The following is a 20,129-nucleotide window of genomic DNA, read 5'->3' on the forward strand; positions in this document are numbered from 1 at the left end:
CGATAGGAAGAGCAAGCTGTGTGCCAAAGCTGCGAAAAAGTTGATTATTCATATAAAACAATCGCTTGAGTATTTTACTCATCGGTAGCAGTCAGAGTAAGCATTGCTGTTAATTAACGTATTTGTTATAGGTGATGTGAATAACAACAAAAATGTTGAATCGCCATGAATACGCAACAATTTCCACAAGATTTGATCCAGCTGCTACGACTGGAGCCTGAAAAGGGCAAAATCTGGCTCGGCAACCAGCGTGCCTTCCTGATGAAATTGCCCGCTTTCGCTGCATTCCGGCGTGAGTTGATCGCCGAAATAGGCGTTGCTCACTCGCGTCGTCTCCTGGCGCGAATGGGCTATGCAGCCGGTTCAAGCGATGCCGAGCTCGCGCGAAACCTGCGGGGCGACGAAAGCGATCACGCCTTCATGGCTGGGCCATTGCTACACGCGATGGAAGGAGTGACTCTTGTGGAGACGCTGCGCATGGAGGTGGACGTCGAGTCCGGCCACCACTATGTCGAACAGATCTGGCACGACTCCATCGAGGCCAGCGCCCACTTGGCGCATCTGCCCCTTTCCGCCGAACCGGTGTGCTGGATGCAGATCGGCCATGCATCCGGCTTTACCAGCGCCTTCTTCGGCCGCACGGTGCTGTTTCGCGAGATTGAGTGTCGCGGTATGGGGCATGCGCAATGCCGTATCATCGGCAAGCCTATCGAGGAATGGGGGCCCGATGCTGACCAGCTGGAGTTGTTCGGCTCCACCGATTACATCAATACCTCCCTGAATGATCCGATACTTGATGACGCCCTGGCTATCTCCGATCTGATCGGAGCCGACCCTAGCTTTCTCGCTACTTGCAGACGGATCGAGAAGATCGCGCCTCGGAATGTCACCGTGCTTTTCCAAGGGGAGACAGGCGTCGGCAAAGAGCGCTTTGCCCGACTGCTGCACCAGCTCAGCCACCGAGCAGGCAAACCGTTCGTGGCCGTCAACTGCGCCGCACTGCCAGAAACGCTGATCGAGTCGGAGCTGTTCGGGGTGGAAAAGGGCGCCTTCACCGGCGCTACGCGTACCAGGCCCGGGCGTTTCGAACAGGCTAATGGCGGCACACTGTTCCTCGACGAAATCGGTACCCTGACCTCAGTGGCGCAGGAAAAGCTTCTTCGCGTGCTGCAGGAACGTGAAGTGGATCGGTTAGGTGGTGATGCCCCATACCCAGTCGATATTCGGGTCATTGCCGCAACAAATGCGGATTTGGAAGAAGACGTTCGACAGGGCCGCTTCCGTAAAGATCTGTTCTATCGCATCAACGTAGTGCCCATTCACATTCCGGCTCTGCGCGAGCGGCGAAACGACATTCCATTGCTCATCCGTTATTTCATCAAGCGCTTCTCCACCTTGCACAAACGCTCGATTAAGGGACTTTCGCGGGCGGCTGTGCGGGCGCTCCTGGAGTACGACTACCCGGGTAATGTGCGAGAGCTGGAGAACATCATCGAGCGCGGAGTGGTGCTGGCTGATGAAAATGAGCCCATCGGCCTGAGTGACCTGTTTCTTTCTTCGATTCGGGAGCCGGAATTGCCAAAAAAAATCGATACTCCACAACAACGCCAGCAAATCATTGAGCGTTGGCTGGATGAACATCCCCTGGAAGAACTCATCGATACGTCAGTCAGTCGTGCACTTGCTCGGGCTGATGGCAACATCTCGAAGGCTGCGCGGCTTCTCAGTATTACTCGCCGACAGTTGGAGCATCGTCTGAAAAAAGGTCCTTCGCGAACTTCTGGGGATTAGCGGTCTAGAGTTAGGCAAGTTGGTAAATTGATAGTCGCGGATCGGCTCGCCCATGCGGACGACGTTGGCGCCGAGATTCATTGGATGACGCGACAGTTTATAGAAACTTTCGGTGGGGCCCAGCTAGAAGGGAAGGGATGAGGAGAGTTCTGTAGGACTCGTTCTCGCCAGCGCCGCTGGTCTAGCAAGTCGCGAGTGTCTCCTTCTGGCCGATTCTGTTGAAAAAGTCGGATTTTCAGATCGCCTGAACTCAGGCACGGCTACCACCGGAGAACCTACTCACCACATTGAGTGGTTTCTCGGCCCTTCGTTGACCTTTGCTGCTCTGTTATTGGGTTAATTTGAGGTTTTTTGCTTCGTGCAGGCGCACCTATCCCGTGGCAGGTGGCCCTTGAGATGTAAGTTTGGCCAGTCGACGCAGGTTCTGTACCGCAGCCGCCAGCGTGAACTCATCGGTCGCGCCACTCATACCACGTAGTCGCAAGCGATCCAGTTTCAGGATGCGCTTGAGGTGGGCGAACAACATTTCGACCTTTTTACGTTCGTGGCGAGAGCGCTGATACGCCGGCGTTGCTAGCAATGCGCCGAGCCACATCACGAGCAGCTGCATGGACGCTGCGAGCGATTTTGCGGAACGCAGTGTTCGGGCAGCACTGGGCTTTCATCGGACACGCTATGCAGTCGCTCTGGCTGGATCGGAAGATGATGGTGTTGGCTTTGGTGACGTGCGAACGCTCATTCTTGAAGGCTCGCCATTCGCTACGCAAAGCGTTGCCGGCCGGACAGCGGTATTCCTCAGTCTCTTTATTCCAGTGGAAATCGGTGCTCGAAAAACTGTCGTTCTTGCGCTCGGTTTTGTCCCACACCGGCACATGCGGCTCGATGTCCTTTTCCTCTACCATCCAGGCCAGCATCGGTGCGGTTCCATAAGCGGTGTCGCCAATGAGGCGTACCGGCTTGATGTCGAACTGCGTCTCGACCCGGTCGATCATGATCTTGGTGCTCTCGACTTCGGCCGTGCGATGAGCCGGTGTGGGTTCCACATCCACGATGACACCGTGTTCGGTATCGATCAGATAATTCGTGGAGTAAGCGTAGAACGCTGGGCCACCTGGAGCAGCGGTCCAGCGGGCTTGAGGATCAGTCAGCGATAGGCGCTTCGGTAGCGTTTCGGCCAGAGCCTCTTCATCAAGTGCCTCAAGGTACTCACGCACGGCGCGGGTGCTCAGGGACGGATCGCTCCAGTTGACCTGTTCATCGCCCGGTACACCGCGCTGCCGACTGGCGTCCGCTTTGATGATGCTGGCGTCCACGGCAAAGCCTTCACCTTTGACCAAGCCTGCATCCATGAACGACGCAGCACTTCATTGAACAGCCAGCGAAAGAGATCGCTGTCCCGAAAACGGCCGTGTCGATTTTTGGAAAAGGTCGAGTGATTGGGGACTTCATCTTCAAGGCTTAACCGGCAGAACCAGCGATAAGCCAGGTTCAAATGTGCCTCTTCGCACAGCCGCCGCTCTGAGCGAATGCCATAGCAATAGCCCACGATCAGCATGCGAATCATCAGTTCAGGATCAATCGACGGACGCCCAATCGGGCTATAGAAATCGGCCAGGTAATGGCGCAGGTCGCTCAGATCGAGACATTGATCAATGCTGCGCAGAAGGTGATTGGCTGGGATGTGATCTTCAAGGTTGAACGAGTAAAACAGTCGCTCCTGCCCACTCGATAACTGTCCCATCATGCTGTGTGATCCCCCTCCGGCCAATGAAGAGATTTTGCCGGAGGTCAGCCAGGGGAGCTACTTTTTCAACAGAATCGGCCGATTTCTGCCTGTGGACTATGAGTTGAATCCCACAATCCATCTGCCATTAAAGGCCAGCACTCACCGATAGTTCATTACTGCTATCTCTGGCCCTGGTGGCATATGATCAGGCTGTCGCTTCAGGCGCGATGAAAAACGCAACGCTGGCTCGAGAAGACGTTGCGACTGCAGCGCCAGCCTGGTTCTGCGGCTTAAAACAGGCTTACTGGGTAATCCACAACCAGGCGCATCTCATCCAGACTATTGCCCAGTGCGCTTGAACGATGGGACGCGTGGCGTAGCTGAAATCCCAGATCCTTGGCAACACCGGACTGCACTACGTAACGCAGGTTGATGTTGCGCTCCCACTCCTTGCCGTCATCGACTGTACCGTTGTCAATATGCTGACCGCGGATGTAAAGCACCATTGCGTTTAGACCCGGAACACCCAGCGCCGCGAAGTCGAAATCGTAGCGGGCTTGCCAAGATGTCTCGTCTTTTTCCATGAAGTCCGAATACTGCACTGAGTTGGCCAGCCATATCGCACTCCCGCCATCCACACCATAGACATATCCGGTTTCACCGCTGCTTTTCTGGAAGGCGGCGGTCAGGGTATGCGGTCCGTGTTTCCAGGCGCTGGAAAGGCTCCAGATAGTGTTGTCGACATGGCCACTGAGCTCTGTGCCCAGTCCCGTTGTGCGGTACAGGTTAAAATCGGTCTTTAACGTATCCGACGAGCCCAGCGGCGCGGTCCAGGACAGGTCGGCATAGCGTTTCTCGAAGTTGTCAGCCACGTTGGAGTAGTACAGGCCCGCGTTGAGGCTATCGTTGAAGCGGTATCGACCCCCGGCGACATTGGCCCGGGTCAGGTCTTTACCATCGTGGCGTGCAGTGAACTGTGAGCCCATGGCGGTAAAGTGTCCGGCATCTAGGCTCAATCCAGGGATGTCTTCACTGTGGATCAAAGTGCCTTGGGTGGTTTCTGGCAGCAGGCGTCCCATCATCGTGGCCAGCACCGGGATTGAAACGAACTGGTCGCCGTACTTGAGTGTGGTCTGACCGGCTCGTAGCTTGATGGTGGCTCCTGTCTCCGAAGTGCTTGCTGCACCCGCAGGAATGGTAGGCCATCGATCATGACCTGCGTCGCTGTCCAGTTTGACGCCCAACAGCCCATAGGCGTCGAAGCCAACGCCTACGGGCCCTTCGGTGAATCCCGAGCCATACTTGAAAATGAACCCTTGGCTGGTGTCCTCTGTGTCGGTCCGGGAGGAAGCAGAGTTGTGATAGTCCTGATTGAAATACAGGGTTCGGGCCAAAAGCGTGGCGTGACTGCCCTGCAGGAAGCCTTGTTCTTTGTCTGACGCGAAGGCGAAATCGGCGCCGCTCAAACCGATGGTGGTCATCAGCAATTTTGCCGTGATGTGCATGGTGCTACTCCTGGAATTTCAGCTGGTTGCCGTGGCTTACGCACAGGCTGTTATTGTTGTGGGCGCTAAAAGTCAGCACCGACAAATGTCGGCAGTCAGAAATGGCGTTGCTGGTAGAGGCAAAGCCGGCTGGAGCGTCCTGCTTGGTGATTCGCCATACATCCGTGGACGATTTTTGGGCGAACGAACCCGTTCGACGGCCACTGCGGGACAGCGGGCCGAGAGGGACGATCAGGGTTTGAAGGTGACTGGATCAGGCAGGGAATACGGCCTGCGCTACCAGTTCGATACGAACTCCAGGAGACAGCAGTTCCTTGACCACTACCGTTGCCCGGCAAGGGTAGGGCTCCTTGAAGAACTCCCCGTAAACCTTGTTCATGCCCGGCGAGTCGGTCCGCTCGGTCAGGAAGATTTGCATGTGCGCGACGTTGGTCAGGTTGCCACCGGCCGCTTCCATGGCTTGTAGCAGGTTGTTCAGGGCTTGTCGGGTTTGTTGCTCGATGTCGCCGTCGACAATGGCGCCGGTTTCCGGGTCTTTAGAAATGTGCGCGGAATAGACGAGTTGCCCCGCGCGTACGGTGCCGTTCAGCGGAGCTTTGGAGCGAGCAATACAGGTATCAATAACTTCAAGCATGGAGCAATCCTTCGTGAATTGACCGAGTGGTTCAGTGGGGGAAGTTTTCGTAATGAGTGACGAATTTGGTGTTCAGGTAGCCTGCGAAAGTCTCACTGCCGCCCTCGCTGCCATAACCACTGTCCTTGATGCCACCAAACGGTGTTTCCGGTAGCGCCAGGCCAAAATGATTGATGCTGACCATTCCGGCAGCCAGCGACTGCGAAGCGTGTTGGGCGCGTGCCGAGGAGGCAGTGAACACATAAGACGCCAGACCATAGGGCAGGGCGTTGGCCATCTCGATTGCCTGATTGAAGTCATCGAAAGGTACGACCACTGCTAACGGACCGAACGGCTCTTCTCGCAGCAGGCGAATGTGTTGTGGGGCATCGTGGATCACGGTCGGCGCGAAAAAATTACCCACCTGGCCGATCCGTTCACCGCCGCAAGCGATCTGCGCGCCGAGGCTGCGTGCATCGGCCACCAACTCTTCCATCGCCAGTACTCGCCGCCCGTGGCATAGCGGCCCCATGTCGACATTTTCTTCCAGGCCGTTGCCGATTCGAGCTTCAGCGATTCGGGCGACGAAGCGCTCGAGGAACCGCTCATGGACCTCACGCTGCACATAAAAGCGACTCGGCGATACGCAGACCTGACCCGCGTTGCGCAGTTTGTTGGCGGCGAGTGCGTCGGCCGCCGCATCTACATCGGCGTCCGCGAAAACCAATACGGGGGCGTGACCGCCCAGTTCCATTGTGCAGCGCTTCATGTGCACGCCGGCGAGGGCGGCGATCTGCTTGCCCACTGGCACTGAGCCGGTAAACGAGATTTTGCTCACCCTTGGATCGCTGATCAGCGCCTGGGAGATACGCGCCGGCTCCCCCCACAGCAGATTCAGACAACCATCGGGCAGGCCTGCCTGTTGCAGCAGACGGCCGATGGCCATAATCGCTGAAGGCGTATCTTCCGGTCCCTTGAGAATCAGGGTGCAGCCCGCGCCCAGAGCTGCACATACTTTGCGCAAGGCCTGGCTGAACGGGAAGTTCCAGGGTGTGAAAGCAGCGCAGACCCCGACAGGTTCGAGCATCACGCTCTGGCGCACGCGACTGTCACGGGCGGGAATGATGCGTCCGTAAAGGCGTCGGCATTCCTCGGCGTGCCATTCCGCGTGCTCGGCGGCAAAGCGTACTTCACCAAGGGCTTCGGCCAGCGGTTTACCCTGGTCGCGCGAGATGTCGAGAGCAATGGCGTCAGCCTGCTCACGAATCAGCGTGGCGAATTTGCGCAGGATTTGCGATCGCAGCATTGGCGAACTGTTGCGCCAGTGTTTGAAGGCGCGTTCGGCACTGGACAGTGCATTTTCGAGATCCTGGTCGGTGGCATGCGGCAACCGGCCAAGCTCAGTGCCGAAGGCAGGGTCGAGTACCGACTCGGTGGCACGTTGATCACTTAGCCATTGCCCATCGATGAACAACGCAAGTGACGTATAGGCTTGAGTGTTCATCAGGCGTCCACCAAGCCTTGTTCCCGGGCCCATACCAAGGTGTCATCCAGTGCACGTTCGATCCGATCGATCAGGTCGTCGATTTCATATTCCTGAATAATCAGCGCCGGGCACAGACTCAGTGTATCGCCCAGGCCTCGGGTGATGACGCCATGGACTTGCGCCCGTCGTCCTGCATAGGCGGCCGCCGACTGATCGTAGGCAAAGGTTTCACGGGTGTCCTTGTTACGAACAAACTCCAGGCCGCCGACCAGTCCTACGCCACGCGCTTCGCCAATCAGCGGATGCTCGCCGAGTCGTCGGATGCCCGCCTGGAAGCGCGGCGCTACACGCCGAACATGGCCCAGGATGTCACGTTCTTGATAAATCTTTTGTGCCTCCAGCGCGACGGCTGCTGCCACTGGGTGTCCGCCGTAGGTGAAACCGTGGGAGAAGCTGCCGATTTTCTCGCTTTGCGATTTGAGTACCTGATCTATTTTGTCGTTGATCAGCAGGGCAGATATCGGCATGTAGGCGGCCGAGAGTTGTTTGGCAAGGCTGATCATGTCGGGTTGTAGGTTGTAGGTTTGCGAGCCGAACATGTTGCCGGTGCGGGCAAAACCGCAAATCACTTCGTCCACTACAAACAGGATGTCGTACTTGCGCAGCAGTGCCTGCACCTTGGCGAAGTAACCCTCTGGCGGAAGAATCACACCACCGGAAACCATTACCGGCTCGGCAAAAAATGCCGCGATGGTTTCCGGACCTTCACGCAAGATCATTGCCTCAAGGTTGCCGACGCAACGGTCGACGAACGCGGATTCACTCTCACCTGGCAGACCGTTACGGTAGTAGTGCGGGCAATCGGTGTGCAGGATGTTGGTGATCGGCAGATCAAAATCCCGGTGGTTGTTCGGCAAGCCTGTGAGGCTGGCCGAGGCCACGGTGACGCCATGATATCCGCGTTGACGGGCGATGATTTTTTTCTTCTGCGGTTGGCCAATCGCGTTGTGGTAGTACCACACCAGTTTGATCGCCGTGTCGTTGGCTTCCGAACCCGAGTTGGCAAAGAACACCTTGGCCATCGGCACCGGGGCCATGGCAAGCAGACGCTCGGCCAGCTCGATGCTTGGCGATGTCGATTTGTGCGCGAACGAGTGATAGAACGGCATGCGTTGCATTTGCTCGAAGGCAGCCTGGGCCAGACGCGGTTCGCTGAAACCCAGGGAAGCACAGAACAGCCCGGCCAAGCCCTCGATGTACCGATTGCCTTGATCATCGGTGACGTAGATACCGTCACCTCCGGTGATCACATGGGGGCCTTGCGTTTGGTGCGCATGATGATTGGTGTAAGGGTGTAGCAGGCTGTCAATGTCGCGTTGCTGCAGGTCGGTGGTACTCATGAAATTTCTCCATTGCAGGTGGACGGTGCGGCCGTCGAAAAGGGTGTTATGCGTGCAACGCAGGGATCACATGAATGTCGTTGGCATGCCAGTGCAGCGGCAATTGCTGACCTGCTTGCAGGCCGCGCGCCTGGGGGCCTGGGATACGCACCCGCAGCGGTGAATTACCGAGCTTGCCGATGGCCAGGACGCTGTCGCCGTAGTTGACCGCGGCCTCAACCTGTAGCATGGCGCTGCTAGAGCCGTGCTCGGTCACGCGGATCATTTCCGGACGCAACAGCAGATCGACGTTGGCGCCAGCGGGCAATGCCAGATCATCGGCCAGCAAGTCGCCGATACCGTCGACCCGGTACTGGCCGTTGCCCATGCAGGTAGCAGGGAGCAGATTGTTGTCGCCGACAAAGGAGGCAACGAATCGAGTGGCCGGACGCAAGTACATTTCCTGTGGCTCGGCGATCTGTTCGATCCGTCCCTGGTTGAAGACCGCGATGCGATCGGACATGGTCATGGCTTCGGTCTGGTCGTGTGTGACGTAGATCATCGTCACGCCCAGCTCCTTGTGAATGCGCTTGAGCTCCATCTGCATGTGTTCGCGCATGTTTTTGTCCAGCGCGCCCAACGGCTCATCCAGCAGAATCAGGTCCGGTTCGAATACTAGTGCGCGAGCCAGTGCAACTCGTTGTTGCTGACCGCCGGACAACTCGGCCGGCTGGCGCGCGGCCAGTTGGCCAAGACCGACCATCTCCAGAGCGGCGCCGACCAGACGGGCCTTCTCAGCCTTGCCAACACCGCGCATGCGCAGAGGGAAGCCGACGTTATCGGCCACACTCATGTGCGGAAACAGTGCGTAGTTCTGAAACACCACACCGATGTTTCGGGCATGGGGCGGAACCTGGTCAATGGCTCGACCGGCAATACGGATGTCGCCGCTGGTGGGTTGCTGGAAGCCGGCGATCATCATCAATGTGGTGGTTTTTCCCGAGCCGGACGGGCCGAGAAAAGACACGAACTCACCGGGTTCGATTTGCAGTGAAACGTTGTCGACTGCTGGTTGTAGGTTGTCATAGCGCTTGACGACGTTGTGCAGCGTAAGTGAGCGGGCTGGCATGGCAAAAACTCCGTATACGGTCAGTGGGCTGCCTGGGCGGGAATGCTGCCGCGGGTGGCGCGCCGGGTCAGGCGGGCGGCCAGCGGGACGAGCATGCAGGCCAGTACCATGATGAAAAGGAATGAGGACGCGGCGGAAATCACCGGGTCGGCTTCCATGCGGAAGCTGTTGAACATCTGCCGTGGCAAGGTGGCGGTGTCCCGACCGGAAATGAACACGGAGATCACCGTCTCATCGAACGACTGAATGAAGGAAAACAGAGCTGCGACCAGAATGGCCGGACGCAGTACCGGGAAAGTCACTAGCCAAAAGGTCGTCAGCACCGGCGCTCCCAGACTGGAAGCCGCCCGTTCCAGGTTGGTGTCGAAACTTTTCAGCGCGGCGGTGATGATCAACGTGGCCACCGGTATGCCCAGGCACGTGTGCGCGATGATGATGCCGGTGTAGCTCTGCGTCAGGCCCAACGAGCCAAAGTACATGTAGTACCCCAGCGCCATGACGATCTGCGGCACGATCATCGGCAGCATCAATAACAGGTTCAATGCGGTGCGGCCGATGAAGTAATGACGTACAAGCGCGAACGACGCCGGAATCGCCAGCATCAGTGTCAGCACGGTCGTGGCGACGCCGATATACAGGCTGTTGAGCAGCGGCTGCATCCAGTTGATGTCGGTAAAAAAGTGCTGATAGTTTCCCAGCCAGTAGGCACTGGGCGGGAATTGCAGCGACGCATTGGCGCTAAACGACATCGGCACCACGATGAATAACGGTACGGCGATGAACAACGCGATCAGGATGGCGAGCAGCTTCAGACTTCTCATGCTCATTTTCTCCAGAGACGATCTAGACCGATAAATCGGTGGTAGAGCCAGAACAAGGCGACAGTGATCACTAGCAGGATGACCGACATTGCCGAGGCGGCACCGAAGTCCAAGACCTGTTCGATCTGGTCGCCAATCACCCCCGAAATCATTTGCTGGTTAGGACTGCCGAGGAGCACGGGCATGACGTAGAAGCCCAGGCAGGTAATGAACACCAGCGTGCAGCCGTTAACCACACCTGGAAGGCTCAGCGGGAAGTACACCGTGCTGAACGCACGCAATGGATGTGCCCCCAGACTTTGCGCGGCTCGCACGAAGCGGGAGTCGATGCGTTTCATCACTGCATACATCGCCATCACCATGAACGGAACCATTGCGTGGGTCATTGCGACCGTGGCGCTGAACGAGGTGAACAGCATCTTCGGTGGAGGCGTCCAGCCAAGGGCCTCAAGCCAATGACTGAGGGGGCCCTGGCGACCGAAAATCACCATCCAGGCGTAGGTGCGCACGAGAAAACTGGTCCAGAAGCTCAGCGCAATGATTGCCAGCAACAGGCCTCCCAGGCGTCGCGCCGGGCCGGCGGCGATGTAAGCCAGCGGGTAACCGAGCACCAGGCTGCAGACGGTTACGATCGTTGCGGTCTTGAACGTTTCCAGTAGCACGGCAAAGAAGTGCTTTGAGCTCAGCAAGTAGGTGAAATTGCCCAGCCCCGGTTTTGGCTCGGTGACGCTCATCACCAGGACATAGCCCAGTGGCACAATGAAAAACAGAATGAGAAACAGCGCCGCCGGCAGATAAAGCGGCAAGGGACCCTTGATCAGCGCCTTGAACAGATTCCCCAAAAGGTTGTCTCTGGGGGCTACAGGTTTTGCGAGATTGGCGTCTCGGCGCAAGCTCGGTGCTTCGTTCATTTCGTTACCCCGTACAGCAAATGGGTGACGTCGCGTGCAGGCAGCACCTGAGCGCGACATCCAGGTCGTTCACTTCAGCTGCTGATCCAGCGGTCGAAGCGTGTTGCTATTTCATCGAGTTGTGGCAGCAGCTTGACGCCGTCCAGGACCACAGCCTTTTCCATGTGCTCGGGATTGGTCGGGGTGATGGCTGCGGTCTTCTCGTCGATATAGGTGAAGGCCTTCGGGTTCAACGGCCCGGAGGCATCGACGGCGCAGAAGCGCGCCATGCCTTCGGCGTTGTTGGCGATCGACTCGATCAGGCGCCAGGCATTGCGCGCTCGGGGCGTGCCCTTGGCGACTACCCAGCAACTCTTGTCGATGAGTGCCTGATCCCAGATGACTTCCACTGGATCTTTCGATGTCTGCTGCACGCTGATTGCGTAGTCGTTCCAGATCCCGATCATGTCCACTTCGCCGTCACGCAGCAGCTGCTGCGATTGCGGACCCTGGGTCCACCAGACACGTATTGCCGGCTTGATGCGATCGAGGGCGGCAAATGCTCGATCCAGGTCGTAAGGAAACAACTGATCGGGCGGCACGCCGTCAGCGAGCAAGGCGAAGGCCAGCACCCGTACCGGGTAGCGCTGCAAGCTGCGGCTGCCGGGGTACTTGTCCAGATCCCAGAAATCTTTCCAGTTTTTTGGATGACCATTGGGGAAACTGTTTTTGTGGTAGGCAATCAGGTTGGCAAAAGCGTGAGTGGCCACGCCGTTGGCATAGATCGCGCCTGGCCACAGTTTGCTCTCGTCGAGATTGCCCGCTACCGGCTCAATGAGATTGGACGCATTGGCCCTGGCAATTTCCGCCAGGCCTAGTGTTGTCACGTCGAATTCATAGACCCCGGTTCGGGCTTGGGTGGCCAGCTTGGCAAAGGAAATCGGCGACACCGTACGGATCTCTACACCGGATTCACGGGTAAAGGGATCGAACAGGAACTCTTTCGCCGCTTTCTCCCAGTTACCGCCCCATGTATTTACGTACAGCACGTTGTCGTCAGCGTTGGCGCGACGAATGAACGGCGGCAAGGTCGCCAGCGCGGTACCGGCCAAAGTCGCCCCGAGAAATCCCCGGCGCGACAGCTCGAATTTGCTTTTACTCGAATCACGATCACTCATAGCTGTCTTCCTTATAGGATGCGTCGTGGCAGATTAAAAAGCGGCTCTGTCAGCCGAAAACTTCCTCGTAAAGGCGAAGCCAGTTGCCACCCAGAATCTTTTGAGATTCTTGCGGGTTGAAACCTGTGCGCTGCAGGCCTTCGGCAACCACGTTCAACTGACCGGCCTTGAGCAGCCATTCGGGCTTGCGCGCCGGGCCTGGACTGGCAGCCGAACCCGCACCGTATTGAACGGTGCGCGTCCAGCGGCCCTTGCGCATCCAGTCGTAGTCACGAGGTTGCATGTTATGGCTGTAGTCTGTGCCAATCCCGACGTGATCGATGCCGATCAGATCTACGGTACGGGCAACCATTTCGCACCAACCATCGACCGTGGCGCAGGCGTCATCCGGGGTGATATTGCGATAAGCGACACAGCCGATCACGCCGCCGTTCGCCCGCAAGGCACTCAAAACCTCGTCACTTTTGTTACGCTTGTGAGCGAAGACGCTTGCTGCGTTTGCGTGGGTGATGGCCACCGGTTTTTGCGACCACTCAATGGCTTCCAGTGTGGTGCGATCACCCACGTGGGAAAGATCCACGACCATGCCGACCCGGTTCATTTCGCGAATGACTTCACGACCAAAGCGTGCGAGACCGCTATCGACTTCTTCGTAGCAGCTGCTGCCCAGCTCGTTCTGGTTGTTATAGGTCAGTTGCACTACACGTACGCCCAGGTCAGCGAACAGTTCGACGAAGCCAATGCGGTTGTCGAACAGGTTGCTATTTTGGTAGCCCAGAACCACGGCAATCCGGCCGCTGCGCTGAGCTTCGCGAATATCCTTGGCGCAACGGGCAATGAGCATCAGGTCGGCGCATTCACGCGCCATGTGTCGCCAGTGACCGATAGCATCCAGGGACTCTGTGGCCCCTTCCCAGAAGCCCAGGGTCGGCGTGACGCAGGTGTAGCCGCCAGCCTTGAGTTCTTCGAACACCTGACGATCAAAATGGCCGCACTGCAAAGCATCGATAAGCATGGAGTTACGTCCTCTTACGGGGTTGGGGCGGTGGTGCCGGATTCGATTCCGGCCATCAACAGCGAGAGATCCGTCTCGTCTTCGTCCGGTCTGCCAATCAGTTGGCCCTGGGCATCAACCATGATTGAGCCGGCGTGACGGCGCGACTCGAAGGAGTCAGGAGCCAGTGCTTCGTTGGCGTGATGGAACAGCTTCCACCACAAGGCAGCTTCGACATTCAGGCCTTTCAAGCGGATCAGGTCCAGCCAGGACGACCCTTGAGTTGCCCGATTATGCGCAGTCAGGTGCAGACCTTCAGTGTCATGCGTAAGCTCGACCAGCAGGCCGTAGCGCTCGGCGAGAGCTTGGATTACTTGCAGTTCGCGGGGCTCTTGCATATTGACGACCAGCAATCGGGCTTCGCCATCGCGCTTGAGGTCATCGGCCAGCAAGTCGAGCAACGTGTCAGCGACCAGCCAGGCATGCTGACCCGCGCAATCGACTCGTTTCGGATCATTCCGGTAATCCAGCGAAAGCGCCTTTAAGCCAGTCTGTTCAAGCAGTTGCAAGTGCCGTTGCAGCTCGGCAAATCCACCCAGTTTTAGTGCCGCGGAATACAACGCGCAGTCACGTAGCGCCGGGACCATGCCGGGCTCCATGCGGATGACTTGCATCAATCGTTCAAACACCAGGCGGCATTCGCGCAAACTGACCTGCAGCATGCGTGGGGTTGGGGACAGGCTCATAGGGCGGGCTCCGATGGGTAGAACCAGTGTTGGCTGGCGCTGCCGCTGGCCAGGTCTTCTGGAAGCGGTGCGCCGTGAAACAGCACGCCACGCAGGTTTCGGTTGAGGTAGTCACGGGTTTTGTCGATGCCGTGCAGGCCGACATTCAGCAGGCGTGTGATGTGTGCGGGGATGAAGTCTTCGCTCATGATATCGGCATGGGGCGAGTGGTAAGGGGTACCGGCCAGCGCCTGGATACGGGTCACAATGGCCCGGTGCTGAGGGTGCGCCAGCAGAAAACGGGCGGTGCTCAAATCGTCAGGCTCGGCGGCCAGTTCGCTGTCCAGATCGATAATCAGGCGAGGCAGGTCAAGGCCAAGGTTGACTACATCACCCAGTGCGTCTTGCGGGCCGCGGCGGGGTTCTTCAGCGGTGGCCGATTTATACCAGACGTATCGGCGCTCAGCACCGTTCAGGTCAATATTGAAAGCCCACGAATACTCGCTACGCAGAAGCTCGCGCAGACGACTGACCGGCATTTCCGGTGTACCCACCAGTTCCTCGTCAAGGATTAGATTACGACTCAAACGATCGGCAATTTCCGGAACCAACTCGATCAGCAGGCTGTGCAAAGTCTCGAGCACTTCATCATGGATACGTCCATCGAGGGAGCGGCACAACTCGGCGAATGGCAGGTCGCCGGAGATCTGGCCTGACTGCAGACGTTCCTTCAGGCGCACGACTTCAGCACGGACGGTATGCAGTTCTGCGGCTACCGTTGCACTGCTGATAAAGGACTCGTAGACGCCTCGGTCCTGTTCGCGGAACTGAATCGCCCGGCCCAGCAAACTCAATAGCGTGGGGCACTGCTCCAGGGCTGCAGCGGGTTCCAGGCCTTTGGCATTGGCGAGGGCTTCCTCGCGGATCCACAACCAGCGCTCGATCAGCCGCGGATGGTTATTGACGAACAACATCAAGCCCAGCGCGGAGCCATTGCCCACGCCGAGGAAGCGCCGGAGTTGCGGAGCCATTGCGCAAGCGTTTGGGGAGGCCAGGCGTGCCAAGTGCTGCACCAGGTCCTGGGCGTAGACTCGCATCATGTACGCACAGAGCATTTGCGCGGCGAGAGACCAGCGCAGTGGGTGATCCTCTTCGTAGGCCAGGAAGCTTTTAGTGCCGAAGGTACCGTTGCCATCCAGGCCGGTGTTGCGCATCAGGTAGCATGTTTCTGCCAGAACCCCAACGTCTGGCTGACGCCCGGCGGCCAGCGCTTCAACCGCCTGGTTGAAAAAACGCGCACTGCGGTTGGAGCGGCACCAGATCAAGGTGTTCGGGGTCGCACGACCTTCATAGAGTTTGGGTAGCTCTTCGCCGGTTTTATCGAAGTCTTGATCGCTGATCTCGCCTTCTACCAAAGCGCCAAGCATGTCCCAGGAGCGTCCGATGATGCGGCCGGTGCGTCCGTGGGCCGAAGGCTCGAATGCGAATACCGGGAACGAGAATTTCCAGCCATCGATTTCGATCAGGTAATTGGCGACGCCACTTCCCTTGGCGTCGATGTCGAACCGGGTGCAGGTGATCTTCCAACGCTGTTCAATGGCTTGGGCCATCAGCGCATGGGAGGCACTGATGCGCGACGGTTGAATTACGGACAACCGCTCAGGCTTCATCAGCTGTGCGGGTGTGCGCATCAGTCGCGCGAGACGATGCGCAGGCGACTCGGTTTGGTAGTTTGGTACGGCAGTCATGCTTGGGCTCCACGCAGGCGCGCGTTCACGACATCCGCGGCAGCGGAAGCGATAGCGGCGCATTTATCAAGATCGAAACCGGCTTCAGGGCCGGAAATCGCCAAGGCGGCGATGCAGTGGTCATGGTTGTCGAAGATCGGCACGGCGACCGCTGATACCGCCCGCGGCCCCGTCATGCCGGATACTGCGTAACCCTGCTGGCGGAAGGTTTCGAGCAGTGACTCTTCAGGCAGTTGAATGCCATCGGCGCGCAGTTGCGCAATGGCTTCCGGACGGGCATGGGCCACGAGAATTCGTCCCATCGCCGTCCGTTCCAAATTGAGGCGGGCACCGACTCGAAGGTCTGCGCGCAGGATGCCCTTGGACTCGACCCGCCGCAGGATCACCGCTTCCTGACCTTCAAGGATTGCGAGAGAGGCGGTTTCAAGGCTTTCCGTGACCATATCTTGCAACACGTCGGCGACTCGCTCCCCAAGATTGCCTTGCTCCATCGCCATGCTGGCGTAGCGAACAATTCGCAGCGTCAGCCGGTAGCTGCCTTCCTCGGTTTGTTCGATCCAACCGCCATCGGCCAGGGTAATTAGCCGCTGGTGGGTAGCTGCGCGTGCTTCTTCCAGTGCTTTTGCGACTTCGGTAAGGCGTACAGGGCGTGGTGAACACGCGACATAGTCGAGTACCGCGAGGGTCTTGGTGACAGAGGAGAGAGTGCGAACTGCCATTTTTTTATCTCTTGTTGTATTCTATTAGAATACGTGGTATTCATATGGAATAATTCTGATCCTACCCATGATGCGTGTCAATGCTTCGGGGGCTTTTTTGTGCGCGATGGAAAACGCTGGGCGGTTGGATTCGCCTGCATATGGCGTTGCTGAAATTTTTTTGCTGGTGTCGCGAGGGTGGGGGAGATGTGAAAGTGGCAACAGCCATTTGCTGTAAGACGAGGACTGTAGGGGCTTTGTATGCGAGTTAGTCTGCGCGGGCTCAGTCAGGTGATTGCTGATGAGATGGTCGAAAAGTATCTGTTTAGGTTCAATGACGGCTAATGGCCGATTCTGTTGAAAAAGTAGCTCCCCTGTCTGGCCTGCGGCAAAATCTCTACATTGGCCAGCAGGGAAGCACGCAGCATGATAGGACAGTTATCGAGTGGGCAGGACCGACTGTTTTACTCGTTCAACCTTGAAGATCACATCCCAGCCAATCACCTTCTGCGCAGCATTGATCGGTGTCTCGATCTGAGCGACTTGCGCCATTACCTCGCCGATTTCTACAGCCCAATCGGGCGTCCTTCGATTGATCCTGAGCTGATGATCCGCATGCTGATCGTGGGCTATTGCTACGGTATTCGCTCCGAGCGGCGGCTGTGCGAAGAAACCCATCTGAACCTGGCGTATCGCTGGTTCTGCCGGTTGAGCCTCGAAGATGAAGTCCCCAATCACTCGACCTTTTCCAAGAATCGACACGGCCGTTTTCGGGACAGCGATCTGTTTCGCTGACTGTTCAATGAGGAGCTGCGTCGTTGCATGGACGCTGGGTTGGTCAAGGGCGAAGGCTTCGCCGTGGACGCCAGCATCATCAAAGCGGATGCGAGTCGGCAGCGCGGTGTACCGGGTGATGAACCGGTCAACTGGAGCGATCCGGCCCTGAGCACCCACGCCGTGCGTGAGTATCTTGAGGCACTCGATGAAGAGGCTCTGGCCGAAACGCTACCGAAGCGTTTATCACTGACTGATCCTCAAGCCCGCTGGACTGCAGCTCCAGGTGGCCCAGCGTTCTACGCTTACTCCACGAATTATCTGATCGATACCGAACACGGTGTCATCGTGGATGTGGAACCCACACCGGCTCATCGCACGGCCGAAGTCGAGAGCACCAAGATCATGATCGACCGGGTCGAGACGCAGTTCGACATCAAGCCGGTACGCCTCATTGGCGACACCGCTTATGGAACCGCACCGATGCTGGCCTGGATGGTAGAGGAAAAGGACATCGAGCCGCATGTGCCGGTGTGGGACAAAACCGAGCGCAAGAACGACAGTTTTTCGAGCAACGATTTCCACTGGAATGAAGAGGCTGAGGAATACCGCTGTCCGGCCGGCAGTGCATTACGTAGCGAATGGCGAGCCTTCAAGAACGAGCGTTCGCACGTCACCAAAGCCAACACCATCATCTTCCGATCCCGGCAGACCGACTGCGTTGCCTGTCCGATGAAAGCCAAATGCTGCCCCAACACTGCGCTCCGCAAGATCGCTCGCAGCGTCCATGAAGCCGCACGTGATGTGGCTCGGCGAATCGCAGCGACACCTGCGTACGTACGCTCTCGCCACGAACGTAAAAAGGTCGAAATGTTGTTTGTCCACCTCAAGCGCATCCTGAAATTGGATCGCCTGCGGCTACGTGGGATGAGTGGTGCGACCGATGAGTTCACGCTGGCCGCTGCGGTGCAGAACCTGCGAAGGCTGGCCAAATTTACCTCTCAAGGGCCACCGCTCACGGGCTAGGTGCGTCTGCACGAAGCAAAAACCCTCAAACCAACCCAATAACCGAGCAGCAAAGGTCAACGAAGGGCCGAGAAACCACTCAATGTGGTGAGTAGGTTCTTTGGTGGTGGTCTCGCCTGAGTTCGGGCCAGCTGAAAATCCGACTTTTTCAACAGAATCGGCCGATTTCTGCCTGTCGCGATGGGCGACAATCGAACCATAGAATCGGTTCAATCGGCGTCGAGGCTTCGGTAGTTAGAAGCCTGTCGCGGGGAGAGGGTGACCCAAGTTCGATCCCCCGCGTTAGTTGTCGCGTATTCCGCAGCAGTTTATTCAAGTTCACCAAACTCTAGCCAATACCACGATCTCGGCGTTTTTCAAGGTAGTTGTCGCGTCAACCGTCTAACTATGCCGCTCTTTCTCAACCTGTTGCTCTCGATCCGGGTTCAACAACACGGTTCCGATCGGCTCCCAGTTACGTGTTCGACCCGACCACCGTTCCGGCTTTTTCTCTTTAGCTCGTTCGTACAGCTCATGTCGCCGGGCCAGGACCTGATGGTCCAGTCCTCGATGCCGCTCAGCCGGTGTGACGAAGCGGATACGGCTATGCCGGTGTTCGTTGTTGTACCACGCATGAAATCCCTCACCCAAGCGCGTGCGGCGTCCAAACTGGCAAAGCCGTCCTGCGGCCATTGCGGGCAGTATTTCAGCGTTCTAAACAACGACTCCGAGTACGGATTATCGTTGCTCACCCGCGGTCGGCCCCGCGAGGGCGTGATGCCCAGTTCGTACATCTTGCTCAACAGCGTCACCGACTTCATCGGCGCGCCGTTGTCCGAGTGCAGCACCAGCGGCTCGCGTAAACACTGCTCGCCGATCACACTGCGTTGCAGCAGTGCGGCGGCTTTCTCGCCGCTTTCCGCGTCGTAGACCTCCCAGCCCACGGCCTTGCGGCTGTAAATATCTTCGATCAGGTAGAGGTAGTAGTAATTGCCGCGTATCGGCGACGGCAGATACGTGATGTCCCACGACCACACCTGATTGGGCCCTTTGGCCGCATGCGTCGTCGGTGCGGCGTACCGCCTGGGGCGCTGACTACGGCCTCGATGTTGCTGTTGACCCGCCGCCCGCAAGACGCGATAAAACGTCGCCTCCGACGCCAGATAGCGCCCTTGATCGGCCAGGCGCGGCACGATCTGGCTCGGTGGCAGGTGGGCGTACTCCGGGCTGTTGCACAGCGTCACAAGGGTCTGTCGCTCCGCCTCGTTCAGTGCATTTCGCGGCGTTGACCGTGTGACAGTCGTTCGGGCATCGGCCTGGATAACGCCTGTTTCAGTCCACCGTTGCAAGGTCCGCAGCGATAGACCGATTTCCCGGCAGGCCCTGATTTTTCTGGCTCCCGCCGCGACCGCTTCGCTCAGCCAGTCAACCAGTAAGTGCCGTTCTGGCAAAGACGTCAGTTGTCCTCGTTGTCGGTCCCCCAGCAGTCGTTGAGCTTTTTTCGCAGCACCAATAACGCGGCTGTTTCAGCCAGCGCCTTGTCTTTGCGGCGCAGTTCGCGCTCAGTATGCGTCCGGCCAAGTCATCTACCCAACCCCGCAAAGCCGGGACATGGTGTGCACTTAAATTTAGGTGGGCACCAGTTCTAGCCTTTTAAGCGGGTATTT

General features: G+C 57.8%; 13 protein-coding genes and 3 pseudogenes. 2 read left to right on the forward strand and 14 right to left on the reverse strand.

Annotation, left to right across the window (positions count from 1 at the left end; translation table 11 throughout):
* Positions 1–165 precede the first annotated feature (165 nt).
* Positions 166–1,791 carry a sigma 54-interacting transcriptional regulator gene (locus ACA062_RS10995; protein WP_497456379.1) on the forward strand — a complete coding sequence of 542 codons (1,626 nt, stop codon included), beginning with the start codon at positions 166–168 and terminating at the stop codon, positions 1,789–1,791.
* A gap of 370 nt (positions 1,792–2,161) precedes the next feature.
* On the opposite strand, the pseudogene ACA062_RS11000 reads toward ACA062_RS10995, so the two are convergent.
* The 13 genes and pseudogenes from ACA062_RS11000 to ACA062_RS11060 all read right to left on the reverse strand — a co-directional run bounded on the left by ACA062_RS11000 (position 2,162) and on the right by ACA062_RS11060 (position 16,704).
* A pseudogene (locus ACA062_RS11000) lies at positions 2,162–3,535 on the reverse strand (transposase).
* A gap of 272 nt (positions 3,536–3,807) precedes the next feature.
* Positions 3,808–5,022 (reverse strand): OprD family porin, encoded by a 1,215-nt coding sequence (locus ACA062_RS11005; RefSeq protein ID WP_497456380.1) that lies wholly within the window; start codon positions 5,020–5,022, stop codon positions 3,808–3,810.
* A gap of 253 nt (positions 5,023–5,275) precedes the next feature.
* Entirely contained in the window at positions 5,276–5,656 is a 381-nt protein-coding gene (locus tag ACA062_RS11010) for a RidA family protein (protein WP_497456381.1), read from the reverse strand.
* A 31-nt stretch (positions 5,657–5,687) separates the two neighbouring features.
* A complete protein-coding gene (locus ACA062_RS11015; RefSeq protein WP_497456382.1) occupies positions 5,688–7,139 on the reverse strand; it encodes an NAD-dependent succinate-semialdehyde dehydrogenase in 1,452 nt (483 codons plus the stop codon).
* Positions 7,139–8,521 carry an aspartate aminotransferase family protein gene (locus tag ACA062_RS11020; protein ID WP_497456383.1) on the reverse strand — a complete coding sequence of 461 codons (1,383 nt, stop codon included), beginning with the start codon at positions 8,519–8,521 and terminating at the stop codon, positions 7,139–7,141. Before ACA062_RS11020 ends, ACA062_RS11015 begins: the two co-directional genes overlap by 1 nt.
* Positions 8,522–8,567: 46 nt before the next feature.
* On the reverse strand, positions 8,568–9,629 hold the full coding sequence (locus ACA062_RS11025) for an ABC transporter ATP-binding protein (protein WP_497456384.1): 1,062 nt from the start codon (positions 9,627–9,629) through the stop codon (positions 8,568–8,570).
* A 20-nt stretch (positions 9,630–9,649) separates the two neighbouring features.
* Positions 9,650–10,450: an ABC transporter permease gene (locus ACA062_RS11030; protein ID WP_497456385.1), complete on the reverse strand. Its 801-nt coding sequence runs from the start codon at positions 10,448–10,450 to the stop codon at positions 9,650–9,652.
* A gap of 2 nt (positions 10,451–10,452) precedes the next feature.
* Positions 10,453–11,361 carry an ABC transporter permease gene (locus ACA062_RS11035; protein ID WP_497456386.1) on the reverse strand — a complete coding sequence of 303 codons (909 nt, stop codon included), beginning with the start codon at positions 11,359–11,361 and terminating at the stop codon, positions 10,453–10,455.
* 74 nt (positions 11,362–11,435) lie between these two features.
* A complete protein-coding gene (locus ACA062_RS11040; RefSeq protein WP_497456387.1) occupies positions 11,436–12,518 on the reverse strand; it encodes an ABC transporter substrate-binding protein in 1,083 nt (360 codons plus the stop codon).
* 49 nt (positions 12,519–12,567) lie between these two features.
* On the reverse strand, positions 12,568–13,533 hold the full coding sequence (locus ACA062_RS11045) for a membrane dipeptidase (protein ID WP_497456388.1): 966 nt from the start codon (positions 13,531–13,533) through the stop codon (positions 12,568–12,570).
* A 14-nt stretch (positions 13,534–13,547) separates the two neighbouring features.
* On the reverse strand, positions 13,548–14,258 hold the full coding sequence (locus ACA062_RS11050) for a hypothetical protein (protein ID WP_497456389.1): 711 nt from the start codon (positions 14,256–14,258) through the stop codon (positions 13,548–13,550).
* Positions 14,255–15,985, reverse strand: a complete 1,731-nt coding sequence (locus ACA062_RS11055) for a hypothetical protein (RefSeq protein WP_497456390.1) — start codon at positions 15,983–15,985, stop codon at positions 14,255–14,257. The genes ACA062_RS11050 and ACA062_RS11055 overlap by 4 nt, the downstream gene beginning before the upstream one ends.
* Positions 15,982–16,704, reverse strand: a complete 723-nt coding sequence (locus tag ACA062_RS11060) for an IclR family transcriptional regulator (RefSeq protein ID WP_497456391.1) — start codon at positions 16,702–16,704, stop codon at positions 15,982–15,984. Before ACA062_RS11060 ends, ACA062_RS11055 begins: the two co-directional genes overlap by 4 nt.
* Before the next feature lie 405 nt (positions 16,705–17,109).
* On the opposite strand from ACA062_RS11060, the pseudogene ACA062_RS11065 reads away from it, so the two are divergent.
* Positions 17,110–18,483 (forward strand): annotated as a pseudogene (locus ACA062_RS11065) (transposase).
* A gap of 381 nt (positions 18,484–18,864) precedes the next feature.
* Here ACA062_RS11065 and ACA062_RS11070 read toward each other — a convergent pair.
* Positions 18,865–20,026 (reverse strand): annotated as a pseudogene (locus ACA062_RS11070) (IS3 family transposase); the annotation flags it as partial.
* Positions 20,027–20,129 lie beyond the last annotated feature (103 nt).

The sequence above is a fragment of the Pseudomonas sp. LBUM1679 genome, assembly GCF_059695565.1.